Source organism: Enterococcus cecorum (assembly GCF_052119425.1).
GTDB classification, from domain to species: Bacteria; Bacillota; Bacilli; order Lactobacillales; family Enterococcaceae; genus Enterococcus_E; species Enterococcus_E cecorum_C.
Genome location: NZ_JBQKFH010000039.1, coordinates 1 through 20,901 on the forward strand (window position 1 = coordinate 1; position 20,901 = coordinate 20,901).

Annotated in this window: 15 protein-coding genes; 6 read left to right on the plus strand and 9 right to left on the minus strand. The window is 35.0% G+C overall.

The window, feature by feature from the left end:
• Positions 1 to 246 precede the first annotated feature (246 nt).
• The 6 genes from ACTQZM_RS09645 to ACTQZM_RS09670 form a co-directional block, all read right to left on the minus strand.
• Positions 247 to 3,219 carry a glycoside hydrolase family 2 TIM barrel-domain containing protein gene (locus tag ACTQZM_RS09645; protein ID WP_441653634.1) on the minus strand — a complete coding sequence of 991 codons (2,973 nt, stop codon included), beginning with the start codon at positions 3,217 to 3,219 and terminating at the stop codon, positions 247 to 249.
• 25 nt (positions 3,220 to 3,244) lie between these two features.
• A complete protein-coding gene (locus tag ACTQZM_RS09650) occupies positions 3,245 to 5,428 on the minus strand; it encodes an alpha-galactosidase (RefSeq protein WP_441653635.1) in 2,184 nt (727 codons plus the stop codon).
• Positions 5,429 to 5,438: 10 nt separating this feature from the next.
• A complete protein-coding gene (locus tag ACTQZM_RS09655) occupies positions 5,439 to 7,187 on the minus strand; it encodes a glycoside hydrolase family 35 protein (RefSeq protein ID WP_441653636.1) in 1,749 nt (582 codons plus the stop codon).
• Between the two features lie 14 nt (positions 7,188 to 7,201).
• Positions 7,202 to 8,035, minus strand: a complete 834-nt coding sequence (locus tag ACTQZM_RS09660) for a carbohydrate ABC transporter permease (RefSeq protein ID WP_248626370.1) — start codon at positions 8,033 to 8,035, stop codon at positions 7,202 to 7,204.
• A complete protein-coding gene (locus ACTQZM_RS09665) occupies positions 8,028 to 8,918 on the minus strand; it encodes a carbohydrate ABC transporter permease (RefSeq protein WP_248626368.1) in 891 nt (296 codons plus the stop codon). The genes ACTQZM_RS09660 and ACTQZM_RS09665 overlap by 8 nt, the downstream gene beginning before the upstream one ends.
• A 79-nt stretch (positions 8,919 to 8,997) precedes the next feature.
• Positions 8,998 to 10,284: an ABC transporter substrate-binding protein gene (locus ACTQZM_RS09670; RefSeq protein ID WP_248626366.1), complete on the minus strand. Its 1,287-nt coding sequence runs from the start codon at positions 10,282 to 10,284 to the stop codon at positions 8,998 to 9,000.
• Between the two features lie 245 nt (positions 10,285 to 10,529).
• Here ACTQZM_RS09670 and ACTQZM_RS09675 point away from each other — a divergent pair, with 245 nt between their 5' ends.
• From ACTQZM_RS09675 to ACTQZM_RS09685, 3 genes are all read left to right on the plus strand, one after another.
• Positions 10,530 to 12,056, plus strand: a complete 1,527-nt coding sequence (locus tag ACTQZM_RS09675) for a response regulator transcription factor (protein ID WP_441653637.1) — start codon at positions 10,530 to 10,532, stop codon at positions 12,054 to 12,056.
• Positions 12,056 to 13,771, plus strand: a complete 1,716-nt coding sequence (locus ACTQZM_RS09680) for a sensor histidine kinase (protein ID WP_248626362.1) — start codon at positions 12,056 to 12,058, stop codon at positions 13,769 to 13,771. The genes ACTQZM_RS09675 and ACTQZM_RS09680 overlap by 1 nt, the downstream gene beginning before the upstream one ends.
• A gap of 518 nt (positions 13,772 to 14,289) precedes the next feature.
• Positions 14,290 to 14,841 carry a biotin transporter BioY gene (locus ACTQZM_RS09685; protein WP_441653638.1) on the plus strand — a complete coding sequence of 184 codons (552 nt, stop codon included), beginning with the start codon at positions 14,290 to 14,292 and terminating at the stop codon, positions 14,839 to 14,841.
• A gap of 178 nt (positions 14,842 to 15,019) precedes the next feature.
• On the opposite strand, the gene ACTQZM_RS09690 is transcribed toward ACTQZM_RS09685, so the two are convergent.
• Positions 15,020 to 15,424: an iron-sulfur cluster biosynthesis family protein gene (locus tag ACTQZM_RS09690; RefSeq protein WP_441653639.1), complete on the minus strand. Its 405-nt coding sequence runs from the start codon at positions 15,422 to 15,424 to the stop codon at positions 15,020 to 15,022.
• Positions 15,425 to 15,529: 105 nt separating this feature from the next.
• On the opposite strand from ACTQZM_RS09690, the gene ACTQZM_RS09695 reads away from it, so the two are divergent.
• Positions 15,530 to 15,970, plus strand: coding sequence for a YueI family protein (locus ACTQZM_RS09695; RefSeq protein ID WP_441653640.1), 441 nt, complete (start codon positions 15,530 to 15,532; stop codon positions 15,968 to 15,970).
• 29 nt (positions 15,971 to 15,999) lie between these two features.
• On the opposite strand, the gene gshAB is transcribed toward ACTQZM_RS09695, so the two are convergent.
• Positions 16,000 to 18,258, minus strand: a complete 2,259-nt coding sequence (gene gshAB, locus ACTQZM_RS09700; RefSeq protein WP_441653641.1) for a bifunctional glutamate--cysteine ligase GshA/glutathione synthetase GshB — start codon at positions 18,256 to 18,258, stop codon at positions 16,000 to 16,002.
• Positions 18,259 to 18,469: 211 nt separating this feature from the next.
• On the opposite strand from gshAB, the gene relB reads away from it, so the two are divergent.
• Complete coding sequence (relB, locus tag ACTQZM_RS09705) at positions 18,470 to 18,697, plus strand: type II toxin-antitoxin system RelB family antitoxin (protein WP_441653642.1); 228 nt, start codon at positions 18,470 to 18,472, stop codon at positions 18,695 to 18,697.
• Positions 18,684 to 18,956: a type II toxin-antitoxin system RelE family toxin gene (locus tag ACTQZM_RS09710; RefSeq protein WP_113785034.1), complete on the plus strand. Its 273-nt coding sequence runs from the start codon at positions 18,684 to 18,686 to the stop codon at positions 18,954 to 18,956. Before relB ends, ACTQZM_RS09710 begins: the two co-directional genes overlap by 14 nt.
• 215 nt (positions 18,957 to 19,171) lie before the next feature.
• On the opposite strand, the gene ACTQZM_RS09715 is transcribed toward ACTQZM_RS09710, so the two are convergent.
• Positions 19,172 to 20,629 carry a hypothetical protein gene (locus ACTQZM_RS09715; RefSeq protein WP_441653643.1) on the minus strand — a complete coding sequence of 486 codons (1,458 nt, stop codon included), beginning with the start codon at positions 20,627 to 20,629 and terminating at the stop codon, positions 19,172 to 19,174.
• Positions 20,630 to 20,901: the final 272 nt, after the last annotated feature.

Sequence of the window (20,901 nt, forward strand, 5' to 3'; positions counted from 1 at the left end):
TTATTTGCCATGGTCAGAAACTGTACAAGCAAATTGTAAATAAAAAAAAGAATCTCCAGCGTCGAGTGACTTTGGAGATTTTCAATATACCTCGTTATTGGGCGCTTACGTCCTGACTATGTCAACCAACATGTAGAAATGATGGACACACCAGAGAGATTGATTGCACGAATAAAAGTTGAATTAGCATAAAAAATACGCGCTAGCAAAATTTCAGGTTCTGCTAGCACGCATCTTTAAGCGTATCTACAATTGAATAGTAACTTCAAACAATAATTCATCTTGATTAATTTGATACTGTTCATCCAATTCCGGACCGCAACTATTCGAACCTACTCCGGCATGATGACTATCAATAATCAAATACGGCTGTGCTTCTTTGATGAGTTCATGCCGATGATTCGTATTCGTTAATTTTTCCACTGAATAATTGCTCACATTAAAACTAAAAGGATGAGAGGCAAAAGCTTGAATCGTTTGATAATGACCTACACGAACTGCATAAGTATTCCCATGACTGCCATTTTCTTGTGGTTTCACATAAGGCTCATATAAATCTTCAATGGTTGTTTGGAAATCAGCAAAATAACTGGCTAATTTTTTATCTTGATAATTTTCTAGCGGTCCATTACCTAAATAGCGTACTTCTGAAGTATCTGGATGAATTTTTAGTTCTAGGCCAAATCTAGGGAAACTTGGCATCTGCCTGTTTCTTTCTACTTTTGTTTGAATCGTAATTCGCCCATTACTTTCAAAGGTCCAGATGGAAGTTAAGTCTGCCACACATTGACGAAAGATTGGCAGCAAACGACTTCTTACTTTAATTTGAACGATTTCCTCTTTTTCATGAACTAGTTGGGTTTCATAAACGCGTGATTGCAACTGAGCAAAACCAGCGGCTAACCAATCTTCTTTCACCAAGCGATCATTATCCGTTGGAGCACGCCAAATCAACCAACGTGTCTTACCAATGATTTGCTTATTATCAACGATTGCTTGAGTCATTTGCCCAGCCAAACGATCAAAAGTGATGCTGAATTTTCCGGCAACTAATTGATATTCGTTCGGACTTTCTGTTACTTGCCACTGTGATTGCTTTTCCTCTTGATGAAGCCAATCTGGTAATTGCACAGGTGCCTCGTGAAAAGTTAATTGCTCTTTTGCATAAATTTCTTGAGTTTGAGGATGGAAAGTGACAACTAGTAATTGCAGTAACCCTTCTTTTGCCTTTGGAATAGTCAAAGAAAAAGCTACCTGTGACTTTGGTTTGATTGCTGGAATTGCTAGTTCATCTTCGTAAATTGTCTGTCCATTTAATTGCCAAATAAGTTTTACAGCTAAATTCTCATCAGTAAAAGTAGTAAAAGCACGTACATTTTCTAAAATGAGAAGATTCTGCTCTCTTTTCGCGCGTATTGGACGGTGAAGGTGCTTAAACTCTAGCAAACCAACATGCACTTGGCGATCAGGGTAAACTAAGCCATCCATGCAAAAATTACCATCATGAATCTCTTCGCCTGAATCACCACCATATCCAAATTGGGGCTTGTTTTGCTTGTCATACCCTAATATAACGGCATGATCACACCACTCCCAAATAAAACCTCCAATAAAAGCTGGGTATTTTTCCATTAATTCATTATAGGCTGCTAAATCTCCGGGTCCATTGCCCATCGCATGTGAATATTCGCATAATATATACGGTTTCTTCGGATTTACTAAATAATCTCGCTCCGATTCTTCAAGTGTCGGATACATCCGCGAATACACACTCAAATATTTATCTTCATTGTCATGATCTTGATAAGCATGAAAATACCCTTCATAATGACGAAAACGCACAGGATCTAATTCATATGCAACAGATAAGGCTTTTTCAAAATTCTTTCCAAAACCGGATTCATTCCCCATGGACCACATAAAAATACTTGTCACATTTCTAAACGGCACGATAGAAGAACGTACACGATCAACAATTACCTGCTCATACCGCTCATCATTGGCAATAAGATTAAAATTATCATCCCCACCAACATCAAATAAAGTAACTACACCATGAGTCTCGATATCAGCCTCACTCAATACATAAAAACCTAATTCATCACATAATTGATAAAACTCTGGACTCTTTGGATAATGCGAAGTCCGAATGGCATTGATATGGTGAGCTTTCATCAATAATAAATCCTGACGATGCCGCTCCATGCTGACACTAGCTCCAGTATCCGGCCAACTATCATGTTGATTCACTCCATGCAATTTGATGACCTGATCATTTACTCGTAATCCATATTTTATATCTAGCTCAAACTTTCTAAAGCCGATTCTTTCACAAATCCACTCTTGACCAAAGCGCAATAACAAATAGTACAGATAAGGGGTTTCATCGGTCCATTCACAAATACCCGTTACCTTAAAATCAAACGCTTGTCCTTTGGAAATGACATTTTGCTGTGCATCCAACAAAAGATACTCAAAATCAACATTAGCTGACTGATCAACAATCTCAATTTGAACAACTGCCTGTTTTTTTTGATAATCATAGTCTTGATGAATTAAATAGTGATTCACTCGTTGTTTCGCACGTCCCAATAAATAAACTGGCCGAAAAATACCAGATTGTCTAAATTTATCCTGATCTTCAAAATAAGTGCCATCACACCATTTCAATACTAGAACAGAAAGTACATTTTCGCCAGCTTTCAAAAAATCAGCCAAATCAAATTCACTTATGGCATGTGATACTTGACTATATCCGACAAGCTGTTGATTCACCCACACATAATGACAGGAATCTACCCCTTCAAAAAATAGATGCCAATCATAGTTTGCCAATTGTTCTTCACTAACCTCGATTTTCCTAGTATATAAGGCACAAGGATTGACTAATGGCACATAAGGCGGATCAAAAGGAATCGGATAACGAATATTCGTATACATTTGTTGATCATACCCCTGCGTTTGCCAAGTGGAAGGTACCGGTATTTTTTTCGTATGTATTTGTTCTAATTGCTGAATTTCGTCAGCTAAAATTTGCTGTACTGATGGATAATAGGTAAAATCCCACGTCCCATTTAAATCAATAAAACGATCTGATTCTTGCCGATTTTTAGCATTTAACGCCTCTTCCTTCTTTGAAAAAGGAATAAAGTAATTATGTTGCGGACAAGCATTTACATGTAATTGCGTCAAATCCTCATAATAATTTGGAATAAGCACCACTTATCAACTCCTTTATATCTTGCTATTTAATACCTTTTAAATAAAACATCTGTGTGGCATAATCGCCTGTCAGGTTTTCATCAATGTAAAGCCCCAAATGCATGGCTTCACTACCAGAGATTTCACAACCATTCAGTTCATAGATTTGTTCTTCATCTAGTCCTGCTAGTCGTAACGTTTCTAGCGGGAAGGAAGCCTGAGCATACTTTCTGAAATAAAAGGCAATGGCTTCTTTTTGATCTTTTGAAACAAACATCCACGCGCAACTATTTTTCTCAAATGGTGAGGTCAAACGAATAAATCGTCCAAATTGGAATAAAGCACGGTGTTGTTTATAAAAGACAATTTGTTCTTGAATGCTTATCTTTTCTTCGGCAGTCAATTTCGTTAAATCAAGCTCATAACCTAAAACACCCGACATCGCGACATTGCCACGAATTGCTAAACTGGTTACGCGATGGGTTTGATGGTTTGGTACTGCTGAAACATGGGAACCCATCGTCGAAATCGGATAAGCTAAACTCGTGCCATATTGAATATTCAAGCGCGCTAAAGCATCCGTATTATCACTCGTCCATGTTTGCGGCATGTAATACAACATTCCTGCATCAAAGCGTCCGCCGCCACCAGAGCAACTTTCAAATAAAATATCTGGATAGCGAGTGGTTATTTTTTCTAACAAGTCATACAACCCAAGAATATAGCGATGCGCCACTTCCCCTTGCGCTTGTGGTGGTAGTTGTGTCGAATAGACTTCGGTCATATTGCGATTCATATCCCATTTAATATAATCAACATCCGTATGGTCTAAAATCGCAGTTAATTGTTGGTAGATATTTTCACGAACCTCTTCTCTTGAAAAGTCCAATACATACTGGCTACGACTCGTACTACGTGGACGATTCGGTACTTGAAACGCCCAATCAGGATGGGCACGAAATAGTTCACTATCTTCTGAAATCATTTCAGGTTCCACCCAGAGACCAAATTTCATTCCCTTAGCATGTACTTTTTCCGCAATGTTTTGCAAGCGGCCATTTAGTTTTTCGCGATACTCAACCCAGTCACCTAATGAAGAATAATCATCATCGCGTTTGCCAAACCAGCCATCATCTAATACAAACATTTCGATCCCTAGTTTTTCCGCTTCATCCACGATTTGCATTAATTTTTCTTCGTTAAAATCAAAGTAAGTCGCTTCCCAGTTATTAATCAGCGTTGGGCGTTCTTTTCCTTGATATTTTCCACGAACCAAATGTTGATTAAATAAATCATGATAAGTTGCGGATAATTGATTTAATCCTTGGTCACTATATACGAATACGGCTTCCGGTGTGGTAAAACTCATGTTTGGCTGCAATTGCCAATTAAACTGAAAAGAATTGATTCCCATTATCAGACGCGTTTGCTGATATTGATCTTGTTGCACCACTGCCTCAAAGTTACCACTATAAACTAAACAACAGCCAAAAGCTTCTCCATGAAATTCCGTAGTGGTAGGTTCTACAAGGGCCACAAATGGATTTTGCATATGACTACTTGCACCGCGTTTGCTATCAAAAACACGAATTCCCTGCGTAATGGCTTGACGTCCAATTTGTCGCTCATGTCCCCAAGCACCATGTAAATCAATGACTTCTAGCTCTCTAGCATAAAAATCAAGATTGCTACTTGCTAAACGCTGAATCGCAACGGTCTGAGTCCCTTGATTTTCTAAACGAGCAGATCTTGTCAATACTGCCAACTCTTTAAAAATTGTATAACTCAAAACCAAGCGTAATTGTGCGACTTCATCAACTAGAATAAGCTCTAAAGTTTCCGCCTGCGCTTCATTAGCATAAGTGGCCGGTAACCCTGGTAATGCTTTTTTACCATCGAATATTCGATAGTCTTGATAGCGAAAATCACAAATGGTTGAACCATCTTTGAATTGTAGCTGAATAGCTGGTTCGCGAAAATCGCCATTTCCATGACTTGGGTATTCCATCAACATCGTATCTAAAGAAAAGGTACGATCAGTTGCTTCACTCGGATTTGGTGAAAACGCGCGGTCAATGCGACGATATCGATGTAAATTCGAATAACCTTTAATTTTCTTACCAAAATAAAGATGATTGACATACCCAAAGTCTTCAATTTGGATCAAATAACTTATTTTTTCGTTAAATAAGTGAAATACATTTATTTTCTCATCAAAAATTATCATTTAGCTACTCCTATCCTAAATTTGCTTGGTCAACCAATTCAATTTCGTCTCTGACTTTACCTTCTGTTTCAAATACTATCAATTCATTGGTTCCTAGATGTAGTAGTGGTGCTGGTAGATATAATCGTTTTTGTGGTCCTACTTCCCAAAAACGTCCTAAATTAAATCCGTTAATAAAGACAACTCCTTTGCCCCATCCACTCATATCGACAAAGGTATCGCCACATTCATCTACCTCAAATTCAAATCGTGAAAAACTTGGCGTCCCACAAACATACTCACGAGTAAAATCAACCGACGTCAAATCATCTAGCAGTAAATTATAAATCTCCCAACCTGTTTGAAAACTACCATTGATGACAACCCCATCCATTATCCCTTTTTGTTGGTGGTTCATTTGTACCGAGTAATTGACTCGCCCCATATTTTCAACTAAAACGCCCAATTGATCGCTTCCTTCTTGTAAGCTGAATGGATAGTTCGTCCCTATTTCATGATCATATTGAGTGACGAGTGGTTTTTGATTTAAAAAGACTTGGGCCCGGTCTTTACAGTTGATTAAGCGAAAATCTTCAATCTCGCCTTGTTGAGCTAAATTTGTTTGATAGTAGATATAACCATAGCCTTGATCATACATCTCCATTGATTGTGGATAAATAGCCGTATGTTTTGGTGCTAAGGTATCTAAGGTCGCAAATAGACTCACACGCTGATGGACAGATAGCTTACCATACGCTTTTTGGATGATTTTTGTTGATAGTTCGAACTTTGGTATGTCTTGACATTGAGCAATCACTTCTTGGAAAGCTTTATATTTCGGAGTGATTGCGCCCCATTCGGTTAAGGGGGCATCATAATCATAGCTCGTTACATCAGGTGTTAAGCGCTCATAATAGTTCGCCCCGTTCATAAATCCAAAATTCGTTCCTCCATGAAAGACATAGATGTTCACTGAGCCTTCTGATAAAATATCCGCTAGTTCTTTGGTAGCTTCAGTTACACTGGTGGTATGGTGTTTTTTATCTTGCCAAGCATCAAACCAGCCAATCCAAAACTCCGTCACCATCAAAGGTCGGCTTTCCCCGTGAAAAGCGCTTAAGGTTCGGAAATGTTTTTTCACTTCTGAACCACAATTTATTGTAGGTAAAGCAAAGTTTGGAATAGAGCCATTGTTTAACATGCCACGCCAAGGTCCATCTGAGGTGATGAGGGGGACGGTCACTTGATTTTTGCGCATCAGTTCAGCTAAGGTTTCAAGATAGCTTAAATCATTGGCATAACCTCCATATTCATTTTCGACTTGCATCAAAATAATTGGGCCGCCTTGATCAATTTGTAAGTCAACCACTTCAGGAAATAAGCGGGCAAAATATTTTTCTACCTTTGCTAGATAGCGCGGTTCGTTCATTCTAATCTTCATGTGTGGGTCTTTTAATAGCCAATAAGGTAATCCACCAAATTCCCATTCCGCACAAATATATGGAGAAGGTCTTAAGATGACGTATAATCCTACCTTTTGGGCTAACTGAATAAAGCGACGTAAATCAGCTCTTCCTGTAAAACAAAATTCGCCTTCTTGTACTTCATGAACATTCCAAGCAACATAGGTTTCGACGGTATTACACCCCATTAGTTTGAGCTTTTCTAGGCGGTCTTGCCAGTATTCTGGAACGACACGAAAATAATGAATCGTCCCGGAGATGATTTGAAAGGGCTGATTATCTAAATAGAATTGATCTTTTATTTTGAATTCTGACATAAAAATCCTCCAATCTATTTGACTGACCCAAGCATTCCTGCAACAAATTGTTTTTGCAATACAAAGAATACCACTGCAATCGGTAAAGTTGCTAATACAATTCCCATCATTATCATTCCATAATCTGGTGTATAACTAGCTCCCATAGCAGATAAAATTAGCGGTACTGTTCTTTTATCTGGAGACTGTAAGGCAACCAATGGCCAAAGATAATTATTCCAACTATTCATAAAAGTAATAATAGCTGCAGCAGCATATGTATTTTTCGATGCTGGCATATAAATTTTAAAGAAAATCTGTAACTCATTTAGACCATCAATTCTTGCAGCCTCTACTAAAGATTTAGGGAATAACTTAATATTTTGTCTAAATAAGAAAATTAAAAAAGCCGTTGAAACTGAAGGTATAATAATAACAAACAAAGAATTAATTCCAAAAGGCGTGCCATTTAATTTTTGAAAAATTCTAAATAATGGTATCATTATAGCTGAAAAAGGCACCATCATAGACAGTAAAATAAAATTAAATACTCTATCACGCCATTTACTTCGATAAATTTCAAAGCCATATCCAGCCATTGAAGAAACTAATAAAGCTAATATAGTTGTAATTACTGCAATAATAGCCGAATTTAACATTGCTCTACCAAAATTTAAATCTGAATTTAACAAATTTTGAAAGTTAATCATAAATTGATTACCAATCATGATTTTTCCAGAAGAAATATCAATGGTTTTGTTTGTCATCCCTAATATCATCCAAATAAACGGAAAAATTGAAATAAAAGAAATTAAAATTAAAAACAAGTACTTAATTGTAAGTAAAATATTTTGTTTTGCCTTACTCATCACGCATCACCCTCTTTTGAATAATTGATAAAATTACAATACAGAATACTATTACAAAGGATACTGCAAGTGCATAGCCAAAATTTGGTGTAAATTTAAAACTCAAATTATAAATGTATTGTGATAATGTTATTGTAGAATTTGCTGGACCACCTTTGGTAATATTTTGAACTTCATCAAATAACTGAAGGGTTCCAATAGTAGAAGTAATCGTAGTAAATAAGATAATTGGCTTCAAATTTGGAATTGTAATTTTGAATAATTGTTGAAATGCCGAAGCTCCATCTACCCTTGCTGCTTCGTAAATTTCCGGATCAATATTTTGCATACCGGCAATGAAGAAAATCATGTTATATCCTGTCCATCTCCAAGTTATTGATATAATAATTAATGCTTTAGCCCAAAATGGATCAGTAAACCAAGGCAATGGACTGTCTATCAAATGTAAATTCATTAACGTTGCATTAATCAAACCTGAAGGAGCAAATAAGCTTTTCATAATTAATGAATAACTAACTAAAGATGTAATACAAGGCAAGAATAAGGCTGTTCTAAATAGCCCTTTAAATTTTAATTTATTATCATTAAGAATAAATGAAACAATCAATGCTAATAAAAGCATAATTGGAACTTGTATAAGTAAATATAAAAATGTATTAAAAAACGCTTTTTTAAAAGTCGCATCTACTAGTAACCTTTTATAATTACTCAAACCTGCCCATTGCATATTCTGAGGTGTACCTGTTTTAAATGAATTAATAAATGCCATCAACATAGGGATAAAAACAAGGACAATAATCATGATTACTGGAATTAAAATAAATAGATTACCCGCTGAAAATAGTTTGTTTTTTTTAACCCTTTTTGTTTCTATACGTTCCATAAAATCACCCTTTTCTACAAAAAAGGAATGTATTAACTGATTATCCAATCGCCCGTCAATACATTCCCTCCTGTTAAACCTAATTACTTGTGTTTAATTGTTGTTCAACTTGATCTTGAATTTCGTTTAATACGGTATCCATTTTTTCACCATTTACAACACGTTGAAGTGCTTCTCCCATCACTGCTTCAATAGCATAAGTATCTTTACCGTAGTTTACTTCTGGGACATCAGCAGCCCATTTAGAAAAGTCAGCAAATACTTTTTGCCCACCATAAAATTCAGATTCTTCTTGATAAGCAGATGTATTTTTAGCTTCCACCATTGTAGATACAACACCCACTTCTTTGGCTAAGCGATCCATCAAATCAAGATTAGAAGCGAATGTTTTTCCTAAGAAATCAATTGCTTTTTTCTCGCCAGGTACTCCTTTCAACACATACCATCCAGCTCCACCTAATGAGGAAGCATTAACTGATTTAATACCATCTAAATTTGGAATTGGTGCGATTCCCCATTTTCCACTTTGATCTTTTGCACCTTGTATTGTTGATGAATACCATGATCCCGTTGGTGACGTTGCTGTTGTACCGGTTTGAACGGCTTTTACACCACCATTCCAGTCAGAAACCTGTTCTACTAAACCTTCTTTTAATAAAGTCGCTTCAATATTTAACCCGTATTTTAAAGCTTTGTTGTCTTTGATAGTAACCGTTTTGCCATCTTTTGCAGTGTACCATGAACTTGCACTTTGCATAATCACTCGTGTTAACCCTAAATCAGAAGGGTCTAAGCTCATAATTGGATGACCAGTTTTTTCTTTTACATTACGGGCAATATCTAAGAATTGATTCCAAGTAATATTTTGTAAATCCTGTTCTTTGTATCCAGCTTGTTCTAAATAATCACGACGATAGAATAATCCAGTTACACCACTATCAAAAGGTAAACCATAATATTTTCCATCAACAGTATTTACAGCTAATTTATAAGGAGCAAATTTTTCTGGTTTAACAATCTTTGATAAATCTGCAAATGAATCTGGATATGATTTTAAGTAACCTTGAATACGATAATCTTCAATAAGAACAATATTAGGTAAACCATCTGTTGAACCAGAAGAAAGAATAGTATTTAATTTCTGAACAATGTCATCCTGATTCATATTCACAACTTCCACTTTTGCATCTTTGTCGAATTCTTTTGCAATGTTCATTGATTTAATATTAAACGTCTCATCCCAAGCCCATACAGTAATTTTATCTGGAGACTTTTCCTCTTTCTTCTCAGTCGAATCGCCACTACAACCAGCTAAGACAAATACACTGAGGAGTAGAGCCAAAATTTTACCAAAACATTTTTTCATTTTATTCACCACTTTCTTAATATTTACAAGAACATAATAGCAAAAAACTTTGTGAAGTGTAATCGCTTTCTGAGTTATTTAGATAACTACGATAAAAGATACAAATTAATTTAAATTCAGCAATTTATCAGCAGATTAATTTCTACAATAATCAAAAATATGTACAATTATATAAATTTAAAAGCATGTGATTTATAAGTTTATGATATAATTTTATCATACAAAATCACTGGGAGGAGAAACAAATGGATAATCTGAAAGTAATGGTTGTAGATGATGAAGTTTCTGTAAGGCAGGGAATCAAAAATCTGATCAACTGGGCAAATGAAGGATTTGAACTATCGGTTGATGCTACAAATGGAAAAGAAGCTATAAATCTAATTCCCATATTTATGCCTCATATTATCCTTACTGATTTAATCATGCCACAAATGGATGGCATTCAATTGATAAAATATATTAAGCAGCACTTTCCTGACATTGAGATTGTTGTTATTAGTAGCTATGATACCTTTTACTTAATCAAAGAATGCTTTCGTTTAGGTGTAACGGATTATATTTTAAAACCTGAATTATCACCTAAATTATTAATCGATACATTAAATAAAGTAGCAAAACAATTGAATCAATTCACCGATGAGCAATCTATCCCTTATAAGGAAATCCTAGTAGAAGAAATCAGTCGATATCTTTCCGGTTATACGCAATCTTTAGTGCTAACAAAAATTGATAATTTTCTTCCAATTGAGAATTATTGTATTTTTTTATCAAATGAGAAATATTATCCAAAATCAAAAAATAAAAAACAAGCTTTTAAAAAATTTAGTCATTTTCTTAATAAATACATTGCTAATCTATATTTTGAAACTAAAAATGGCGATTTTGGCTATATCATTTCATCAAATTTGCCAATTAGTGTCTTATCTTCTAATTTTCTAAGCTATATGAAAGCGTATACAAACCCAAAAGAAGAGTTGACTTCTTTATTTTTTACAATTAGCCATTTTTCAAATAATATTGTCGAATTGTTGGATTATTATCCTTCATTCAGTAAAGCTAGTGATGAACAATATTTTTACTTTTCATCACAAACATTCCTTTCAGAAAAACAATTCATTCAATATCTTAACGAAGATACTACACAAATTGAACTAATTGTAAGTTCGTTATTGACTAATAATTTCATTGACGGTTTACAACTTATTGACAAATATTTTAAACAATTATTATTACAATATCCACATCCCACTTTTTTAAAAAATCAAGTTAGCAGCCTATTCTATACACTATTTACAATCATTGAAGGTAAATTAGGTAATGATCAACAATTTCAAATGCTTAAAATAAAATCAATCAATAGTTTAATTAGTGCAAATAATATCATTTCATTTACAAAAATACTAGATGATAATATTGATACAATAAAGCAGTATATTCTTAATGAAAAAAACGAAGATGCTACTATTAAGCAAATTAAAGATTTTGTTGAAAAAAATTATGCTGAAAAAATTACGCTAGAACAAATAGCTCAAAAATATCATTATAACTATCAATACCTATCTTCCTATTTTTCAACAAAAATGAAACTTACATTCAATGAATATTTGAATACAATTCGAATAAATAAAGCAAAAGAATTAATTAGTCATACTAATTACACCTATGAGGAAATCGCACATGAAGTCGGTTACTCTAACCAAAGTTACTTTTCTAAAGCTTTCAAAAAATATACTGGAACAACGCCGGCAAAATATAAAAAAGGTATACATTAATGAAAAGAAAAATCATTGAACTTATTAAGCACAATCAACTCTTATTACTTCTGATGACAAATACGTTATTTAGTATTCTGATAACTGTAGGTACAACAATCTGGATCATCAACGATAATGTCTCTCATTCTTTTATTGAAAAGTATGTTCAGAGTAATAATATTATTTTAAATTCTACAAAAAACACATTTTATCGGTTAGGAAATGATGTCAAAAAAATTGCAGATTACACAAATATTCCTGCGGTAGAAACTTACCTAGATGATAGTTACTCAAATCCAATTACAGAAATGAATGCTTTAATGGAAATATCAAAGGTCATTGAACGATTCAAACTTGAACCCAACTATTCCATCTTGCACCTTGCTATTATTGGCGAGAAGAAAGTAATCCAACCCAATGGAGAAATAATGATAGATAGTAATTCAGAAATACGTCAAATCATTAAAAACGGGAAAAAAAGTTTTTATGATTATGTTCATCCATACTTAGCTCAAAATGGATTTACAAAAGAAACCTATAACCAAACTGGAATCTATTACATCTATCCATTACAGAATTCTCTCTTTCAAACTTATGGATACTTACTAATTTTTATCAGCTCAAATGATTTAAATAATTTATTTTCAACTTATTTCAATTCTCATGTTGAAACAATAGACTTAATTGATAGTAATAATCAAATCATTGCTAGCAATGAAGAAAACCGTATCGGAAAAAAATATAAAAAAAACAATGATACTCAATACACTAAATTATCTGTTAAACTTCCTGTCTATTCATGGCGATTAGTTAGCACTATTAATCATAAAAAACTTTTGGGAGAAATCAATATTCTACCAAGTATCTTGCTCATAAGTAGTAGTGTATTTATAATAGTATTTGCAATTTCTTATTTTCTACTAAAGAAATTAACCCAGCCAATTTATCAACTTATCAACAAATTAACTCTAGTACAAAATGGGCACTTTGATCAAAAATTAGCGGTCAATGGTAGCTACGAAATTAAGCAATTGGTGAATGTTTATAACGATATGATTGATGAATTACAAAAATATTTTGACAAAATTATTGAAGAAGAAAAAGTAAAGAGAAAATTTGAATTACAAGCATTACAGTACCAAATTAACCCTCATTTTATATATAATACCCTCACTGCAATAAAGATGCTTGTATATGAGGGAAATAATGAAAAAGTAATCCAGGCCCTAGATAGTTTTATTCAATTATTACGTAGCACACTTTCTAACCATGATGATTTCCATTCTATTGAAGAAGAAGAAAAAATACTGAAACACTATATTCAAATACTAAAACTGAGATATGGCGAAAATATACATACCACTATATTAATGAACCCAACAATCAAAGATGCCTTAATCCCTAAGATGATCATCCAACCTTTAATCGAAAATGCCTATTTACATGCCTTCAATAATCAACAAACAGGAAATATCACTGTATTTATCCAGCCTGTCAATAACAATCTTCAAATAGAGATATTAGATAATGGGCAAGGATTCGATGTTAATAAACTTTCTTCACAATCAAATGGTTTACACTATACAAAAATAGGAATGAAGAACATAGAAAATAAATTAATCAATCTTTATGGAGAAAATATAAAATTTGTCATAAACTCTACAATTAACGTTGGGACTAGCATAATGATTCAATTACCGCAAACACCAAATCAACACAGCTTAGACAATTAAGTGAATATGTCAATAATAAAGATTCATTCGCAGATATGAACTGAGTCAATCTTCTGTGAATGAATCTCTTTTTACTAAAATGTAATTACATTTTTATCCTGTATCACTAAAACTCTCCCATAATAGAAATTACCTTCTACAATATAGTCTCTGCGTCACGATTAGGTTCTTGATGTTAAATGATTACAAGCCGCTGACTGCCATCATGTAAAGTGAGATTTATGACTTCCACTATTTCGGGTGACATCAAATGATTTTCTGAGTAAATAGGGACACGCTCGTATTTTTCTATCATGCTACTTGGTGATAGTACATAAGAACTTACAGCTAAACCCTCAATTTTGTATTTAATGGCAACACAATCAATATCCTATAAATCGTTATAGTGTGGAGATCCTTTAACCTTCACCGCCTTATCTTGTTAACCTTTATTTGCATTTTGGTAAACATGATGTTATAATCTTTTTGAGTTAACCAGAAATTAATATGTAGTTAACGTGATTAAAAGGAGAATTTATATGCAAAATATTCGATTACAAAAACAATTGGTCGCAGCGATTTTTGCCGCAGTGATTGCTGTGTTTGCGCAATTTACCATTCCCTTGCCAATTGTTCCCTTAACGCTACAAACTTTTATTGTTGGTTTAACTGCCACGATTTTAGGACGTAAAGTAGGTAGTCTTGCGGTTATTATCTATCTTGTTTTAGGTGCGATTGGGCTACCCGTTTATGCCGGTGGTGCGGCTGGTGTAGGTGTCCTTTTTGGTCCATCTGGAGGCTATCTATGGGGATTTGTACTATGTGCATTCATCATCGGAACCATCATCCAAATCAATCCGAAAAGCTTTGTGACCGTACTAGTTGCCAATGTACTCGGGTTTGCCACTACCTTAATCGTTGGTAGCATCTGGTTAAAATTTGCGACCGGCATGCCATTGAATCAAGCACTTATCGCTGGTTGTGTGAACTTCTTATTACCAGATATGATTAAAGCAGTGTGTTCTGCAGGTATTGGATTTTTGGTATGTCAGAGATTGCCACAACGTTTTTTGAAATTAGTCCAAAATTAGGTATCTACGCTAGATTCTTTTCTAGTGTATGTAATATTTAGATGGTTTTCTTATTCTCATTGACCATCTTCCATAATTAGTAAAGCCGAGTACGTTTTTTCCCATTCTTTTCGTACTCGGCTTTTGGTTTTATCGTTTAGCAAATGATTGCAAAAACTTTTTTGTTAAAGACAATCATTTAGCAAGAAGAGGTCCCAGTATTCGTTTTGCCTTCATAATCGGCAGGGTTAATCCGTCTAGCTTCGATATTGTTGGCTAAAATGCCACTATCTGAACGTAATTGCAAGGCATGATAGACCGATTCAACAACCACACGCACTTCTTCATCTAGTAACATTTCCGATCTTGACTTCATATATACTTTACCAAGCGGGGTTTCATGTACATGATCATAGACCGCTAGTTTTTCTTGGTCAAAGTCACCTGGGACAAACAAGAAACGAAAACTTGAATATAATTGACAACTGGCAGCACTATCGACAAACGGTCCCGTCGCATCTTCATAGTCAAGCAAGATATAATCACCGTCTTGCATTTTCGCTTGTAATTTTTCGATTGCTTCTGGTGTTAAAGTTAATTTCATTTTCCTCACCTCACACTTATTTTATCACGATTTGCCTCATCTGACTGTTTTGACGACTTCAAGCGCTTTTGTTACAATAAGAAAAAAACGAAAGGAAGAAATATTATGAGCGATTCTTTGCAGCAACATTTAGATAAATCCATGTATGGTGCGCCCAAAATCAATCCCGAAGAACAAGCAAAATATCTAGGGACTTTTAGAGAGCGTTGCTTGCTTTCCATGACCAAAAGTGAAATGCAAAACCCCGAACTACAAGCAACTCTGAAAAGTCATCTAGCAGAATTTAAAGGATACAAATCGTTATTAAATGCGAAATTGCCCGAAAGTCTGCAAGCGACCTATATCGCCATTCTCAGTCAAGCTCAAATGCCATTTACCGTCACCGAGTCAAGTCAGCCTTGTAATGAGGAGAGTATCGGCTTGTTAATCGTGGACAGTCAGGCAGTCAACGAAGCGGTCATTGATATTGCTGAAAAATATCCATCAAACACAAAAGAGCCTACACCCAAAAAACATGAATCTTTTTGGCATAAGCTCTTTTCATAAGGTTCGCCAAACAAGTTGGGCGAGCCTTTTTATATTTTCAAGGTTGGAAATAGCAGCTGCAACACTTCTAAGGTTAAACGACGGCCTTTTCCTTGGTAGGGATAGGCGTGCATATGCATAGCTGGGTTGAAATTCGCCTCAATAATCCCATAAGCATCTGGCGCAGTGGCACTTTGATGATAATCTGGAATAATTAAATCAATACCTGAAATTTTCGCTCCCAATGCTTCGACTGCTTGAGCGGCAATTTGCTTATAATCATCCGGAATTTCATCGGTCATATCAATCGAATCGCCACCTGTAGAGATATTGGAATTTTCTCTTAACCAAGCTGTGACATCCTTTGGCAAGATCGTTTCAAAATCATATCCCTGTTCTTTAAGCATCAACGCCTCGATATCGCCTAACTGAATCTTTTCTAATGGATAACGATGATGCGTGCCGCGTAAAATATCTTGGTTTTTCTGTTCAACTAATTCACGAATAGAATGTAGTCCATCGCCTTTGACATTTGCTGGCACTCGTAACATGATAGCCTTGGTCTGACCATTAATCACAAAGAAACGATATTCAGTACCGGCAAAATATTCTTCCACCAAGACATCGATATCTTCTTTAAAAGCAATTTCTAAGGCTTTTTGATAATCCGCTTGACTCATCGCCTCTTTAAAAATCGTAATTCCTAGCCCGTAGTTGGTACTCTTAGGCTTAATCACTACTTTTCCTTGCGCATATTTAGGATAATCTCTTAAGGCACTGGCTAAATCTTGGTATTCCGCACCTTGAGGGACTCTAAAATGAGAAGCGGCAAGCACTTTTTTCGTTACCACTTTATTTTCCATGATTAATGGGACGACATAGTTATCTTTACTGGTCATATTTGCTTTTTTCACATATTCTGTTTGGCCATCGTAAGTCAATTTAATAAACTGATCGACCTCATCCAATACTTCAACTGCCACGCCTTTTTGAATGGCATCAAACATCATAATTTGCGTTGATAATTCCATATGGCGATAACCAGCTAACTGATAAGGATGCGCCCAAGCTTTTTCATGATATTGACGTCCTAATTGCGTTGCCAGTTCATGTTGCGTTTGATTTTTTAATTTAGCAATATATTCACTAGCTAACGTGGCTTGTGGGTGGCGCGCCATCTTTTGCCATTTTTTAAGCCATGCTTGTTCTACAGGTAAATCTAACTCTTTTACTAAAGCCACTAATTCATCAATGATTCGAATCACTTCTTCTTGCAAGGCACTTTCTTTTGCAGGATGCTCCATGGCGACTTGTTGGTTGTATTGCTCACCAAGTTGTAAGAAGGCCTGAACATTACTTGGTACTTCTTGAGTTAATAAATATAATAAGAATACTTGGATAAAAACAAGCTGTTCTTCATTGATACCAACCGCTTCAAAAGGATTTAAGTCCACATTGCGTAATTCAATATAACGAATCGCATCTTCTAAATACTCTTTGCCTTTTCCTTGACGCAAACGCACGGCGGAATAGAACTCTTTTTCTTCAATCAATTTTCCTTGGGCGACGAGTTGTTTTAAATCCTGACGATACTGGTCGAAACTTTCAAAGCTGACATGAAGGGCTTCTTTGTTTTGATAGCCAGCTTTAGAATTACGAATACTTCGAACATAATCATGAGGGGCATCGGATAGACAATAGTTCTTTTCCGGAAGTGGAGAAGCTCCAAATAGATAAGTGTAAACATAACGATAATGCAAGTATTGCTGTGCGAGATGCAGATACACTTGCGTACGAAAGGCATCCAAACTCACTGGACTATTGGCTAATTGATGAAGGGTTGTCATGAATTTTTGACCTAACTCGATATTGACATGAATCCCACTAACCATTTGCTTACGTTTACCATAAACTTTTGCCAAATAACGACGGTATAACACATCTTCTTTGGTTTTTAGTTTGGCAATCATAATTTGGTCTTCCTCATCAGGCAAGGCTGGCGGCATACTTAAGGGCCAAAGCATTTCCTCAGGATCCATAGAACGATAAATAACATCATGAATCATCGCTAATTTTCGCAAAGCTTCTTTTGGACTATTTGTCACTGGGGTAATTAATTCGACCTGCGTTTCGGCAAAATCTGTTTGAATATATGGATGAAAAGTCCGACTTCCTAATGTTTTGGGATGATCGCTTTGTGCAAGATTGCCTGCTAAATCCACACGTTGACTTTCTTTTTCCAAGCCAATGCGCATTTCCAATAAAAACGGACGAATCGCTGTATTATGTAAAAGTTCTGAATAAGACATCACTTAACCTCGTTTTCTATTCGTTTTTTTACATTATATCAAATAGTTTTTTAAAAGCACACCAGACTGCTCAAAAATCAAAACATTTCATACTTTTTATAACAAATATACATCAACTAGCTACTTAATTAAAATTCCACTGTGATATTTGACTAACAGACTTTGAAGTAGCAAAATATACTTTAGAAACCACAAAGGAGAAGAAGGGATTATGGCATTTTTTATCAGATTATCAGAAAAAGAAAGAAAGCTTGCGGAAAGTTACGCAAGACTCCATGCAATGTCATTAGGAGAAGCATTTAAGAAAGCCTTATTCGAACGCATAGAGGACGAATACGATCTCGTTATTGCAAAAGAAGCGTATCAGGACTATGTAGATAGTGGACACAAATCGACACCTGTAGCAGAATTTTGGAGAGAGTTAGATGAAGAAGTATAATGTAGCACTTTCTGAACGCTTCAAAAAAGAATTTAGAAAGCTAGATAAGTATACACAGAAAATGATAAGAGGATGGATTGATAAAAATCTTGTTGGAACATCAAATCCCCGCATACATGGAAAAGGTCTGACTGCCAATAGAAGTGGGCAGTGGCGGTATCGAATCGGTGATTATCGTCTTATATGCCAAATAGAAGATAATGAGCTAATTATACTCGCATTAACTGTAGGACATCAAAGAGAAATATATGGTAAGTAGCAGAACCTAGTCGTCGTTTCTTTTTCCATCATTTTTTACGAGCAATCTTGGTTTGTGTTCAAAAATTTTGAAAAAAGTAATTAGCCTAATAATAAATATTATGGGCGATGATTTTGAAATTGACTCATAGAAAAATCATAACCTTTAAATACTATTTAGTATGAACATGATGAAAAACGATACCTTAGCACTTCGCATAGGTATCGTTTTATGATTTATTTCGCCGCTCGTTTGATTTCGATTTTTTCGGCTTGTGAATCAAACATATCCGCATCATGCGTGACTAATACGACGATTTTATGCTTATTCGTTAATGCATAAATTTTCTCTTTGATGATTTTTTTCTTACTCTGGTCTAAAAAATTGCTCGGCTCGTCAAAGATATAGACATCTTTTTCCTGTAACAAGACTTGCTCTAATTGGAATAACTTCAACTGCCCCATTGAAGCACCTTGACTGACTTTATTATCGTAAAATTTACTAGGGATAGGATCAGCCGGACAGTAGGCAATATTGCTATTTTGCGTGATTTGCGCTAAGGCTAACTCTCCTGAATAATCATTGTCAAATCCTAAAAGTGATAAAATCAACTTGGTTTTACCGACACCATTATCCCCACAAATAATATAGGCTTTTCCTCGCTGTAATTTAGCAGATAAAGGCAAGTGTAAATTCGCTCCCTGCTGATTACGACCAATATACTGATTGATAGTAATGGATTGAATCGGCACATCCGCGTACGAAATTAATGGCGGTGTCAGAAAGGTAATAAAGTCCATCATGATTTGTTTACAAGAAATATACTCTTTATATACATCTACAAAATACTCAACTGGTGTCCAAAATTGTGAAACATAAAGCTGAATGGCGAACAAATCTCCCAAGGTAATTTTGCCATTAAAGGCTAGGTAACCGGATATGATTATGGACAGGGAAATCATTAAATTCAAAAAAGCATAGGATAAAAAATTATCAAAAAAGGCGGTCATCTTGACTTGTGCCATTTTATCACGTTTATAGGCAGATAAGACCGTGCTAAACGGGATGAACGAACGCTTTTGAAAGAAGCGCTCCGACAGACTTAATTTGCTGCTATCCAATAGATATTCTCGCACAGTTTTCATACTATTGACCATATTGGCACCAAGCAAGGATAGTCTTTCACCGTACCGATTGGAAATGTACATAAAAAAAGGGATTAAAATGAGAACTAAAAGCGCAATAAAAGGAGAAATACTAAAGAGAATACCAATAATGGCAACAGCTCTGACCACATAAAGTGTAAGCATTACGGGGTACTGATTGAAAAAATGTTTTAATAGTTCGTAATTTTGCCCCAACATCTGTGAGATATTGCGTTCGGATAAATCATATTGTGTGGGATCATAACTTTGCAGATTTTTGTGCGTGATTTGAGAAATGTTATCCCAGACAAATAGTTCTGATTTTCCTTGAAAGAGGTCAGCAAAATAATAAAGCACCTGAATGCCCAACACGATAAGGATATTGGCAAGCCCAAATAGCAAGACTTTATGTCCGTTTTTCAATTCGATATTATCAATAAATAACTTGGTAATATAAGGTAGAATAATTGTAAATAACGTAACAAAAGTATTGATTATCAAACTCTTGATAAAAAGTTGCTTTGAATTAAATTTTAACAACTTAAACATCATCCTACCCCCTACAATGTTATAACCAACACATTTAGGTTCATTGTAAACCTTTCGGACATTATAATCAAATTTTTCTGACAATTATATAGCATCCATCCCTTGTTCAAATAGTAAAACAAGCACTCACCTCCTAGAACAGAGGATAAGTGCTTGTTTTTATTTGGGTCTAAGATATTTAGTGTTGTTACTCAAACGGAGGATAACACTAAATATCTTTTTTTATACTCATAATAATAGAAAAAGACATCTGTTTCCTCTATAATTAAGTC

Bases quoted from the DNA above. Each gene is read 5' to 3' on its own strand.
- ACTQZM_RS09650 (WP_441653635.1), bottom strand. From the start codon at position 5,428: ATGATAATTTTTGATGAGAAAATAAATGTATTTCACTTATTTAACGAA.
- ACTQZM_RS09655 (WP_441653636.1), bottom strand. From the start codon at position 7,187: ATGTCAGAATTCAAAATAAAAGATCAATTCTATTTAGATAATCAGCCC.
- ACTQZM_RS09660 (WP_248626370.1), bottom strand. From the start codon at position 8,035: ATGAGTAAGGCAAAACAAAATATTTTACTTACAATTAAGTACTTGTTT.
- ACTQZM_RS09665 (WP_248626368.1), bottom strand. From the start codon at position 8,918: ATGGAACGTATAGAAACAAAAAGGGTTAAAAAAAACAAACTATTTTCA.
- ACTQZM_RS09670 (WP_248626366.1), bottom strand. From the start codon at position 10,284: ATGAAAAAATGTTTTGGTAAAATTTTGGCTCTACTCCTCAGTGTATTT.
- ACTQZM_RS09675 (WP_441653637.1), top strand. From the start codon at position 10,530: ATGGATAATCTGAAAGTAATGGTTGTAGATGATGAAGTTTCTGTAAGG.
- ACTQZM_RS09680 (WP_248626362.1), top strand. From the start codon at position 12,056: ATGAAAAGAAAAATCATTGAACTTATTAAGCACAATCAACTCTTATTA.
- ACTQZM_RS09685 (WP_441653638.1), top strand. From the start codon at position 14,290: ATGCAAAATATTCGATTACAAAAACAATTGGTCGCAGCGATTTTTGCC.
- ACTQZM_RS09690 (WP_441653639.1), bottom strand. From the start codon at position 15,424: ATGAAATTAACTTTAACACCAGAAGCAATCGAAAAATTACAAGCGAAA.
- ACTQZM_RS09695 (WP_441653640.1), top strand. From the start codon at position 15,530: ATGAGCGATTCTTTGCAGCAACATTTAGATAAATCCATGTATGGTGCG.
- gshAB (WP_441653641.1), bottom strand. From the start codon at position 18,258: ATGTCTTATTCAGAACTTTTACATAATACAGCGATTCGTCCGTTTTTA.
- relB (WP_441653642.1), top strand. From the start codon at position 18,470: ATGGCATTTTTTATCAGATTATCAGAAAAAGAAAGAAAGCTTGCGGAA.
- ACTQZM_RS09710 (WP_113785034.1), top strand. From the start codon at position 18,684: ATGAAGAAGTATAATGTAGCACTTTCTGAACGCTTCAAAAAAGAATTT.
- ACTQZM_RS09715 (WP_441653643.1), bottom strand. From the start codon at position 20,629: ATGTTTAAGTTGTTAAAATTTAATTCAAAGCAACTTTTTATCAAGAGT.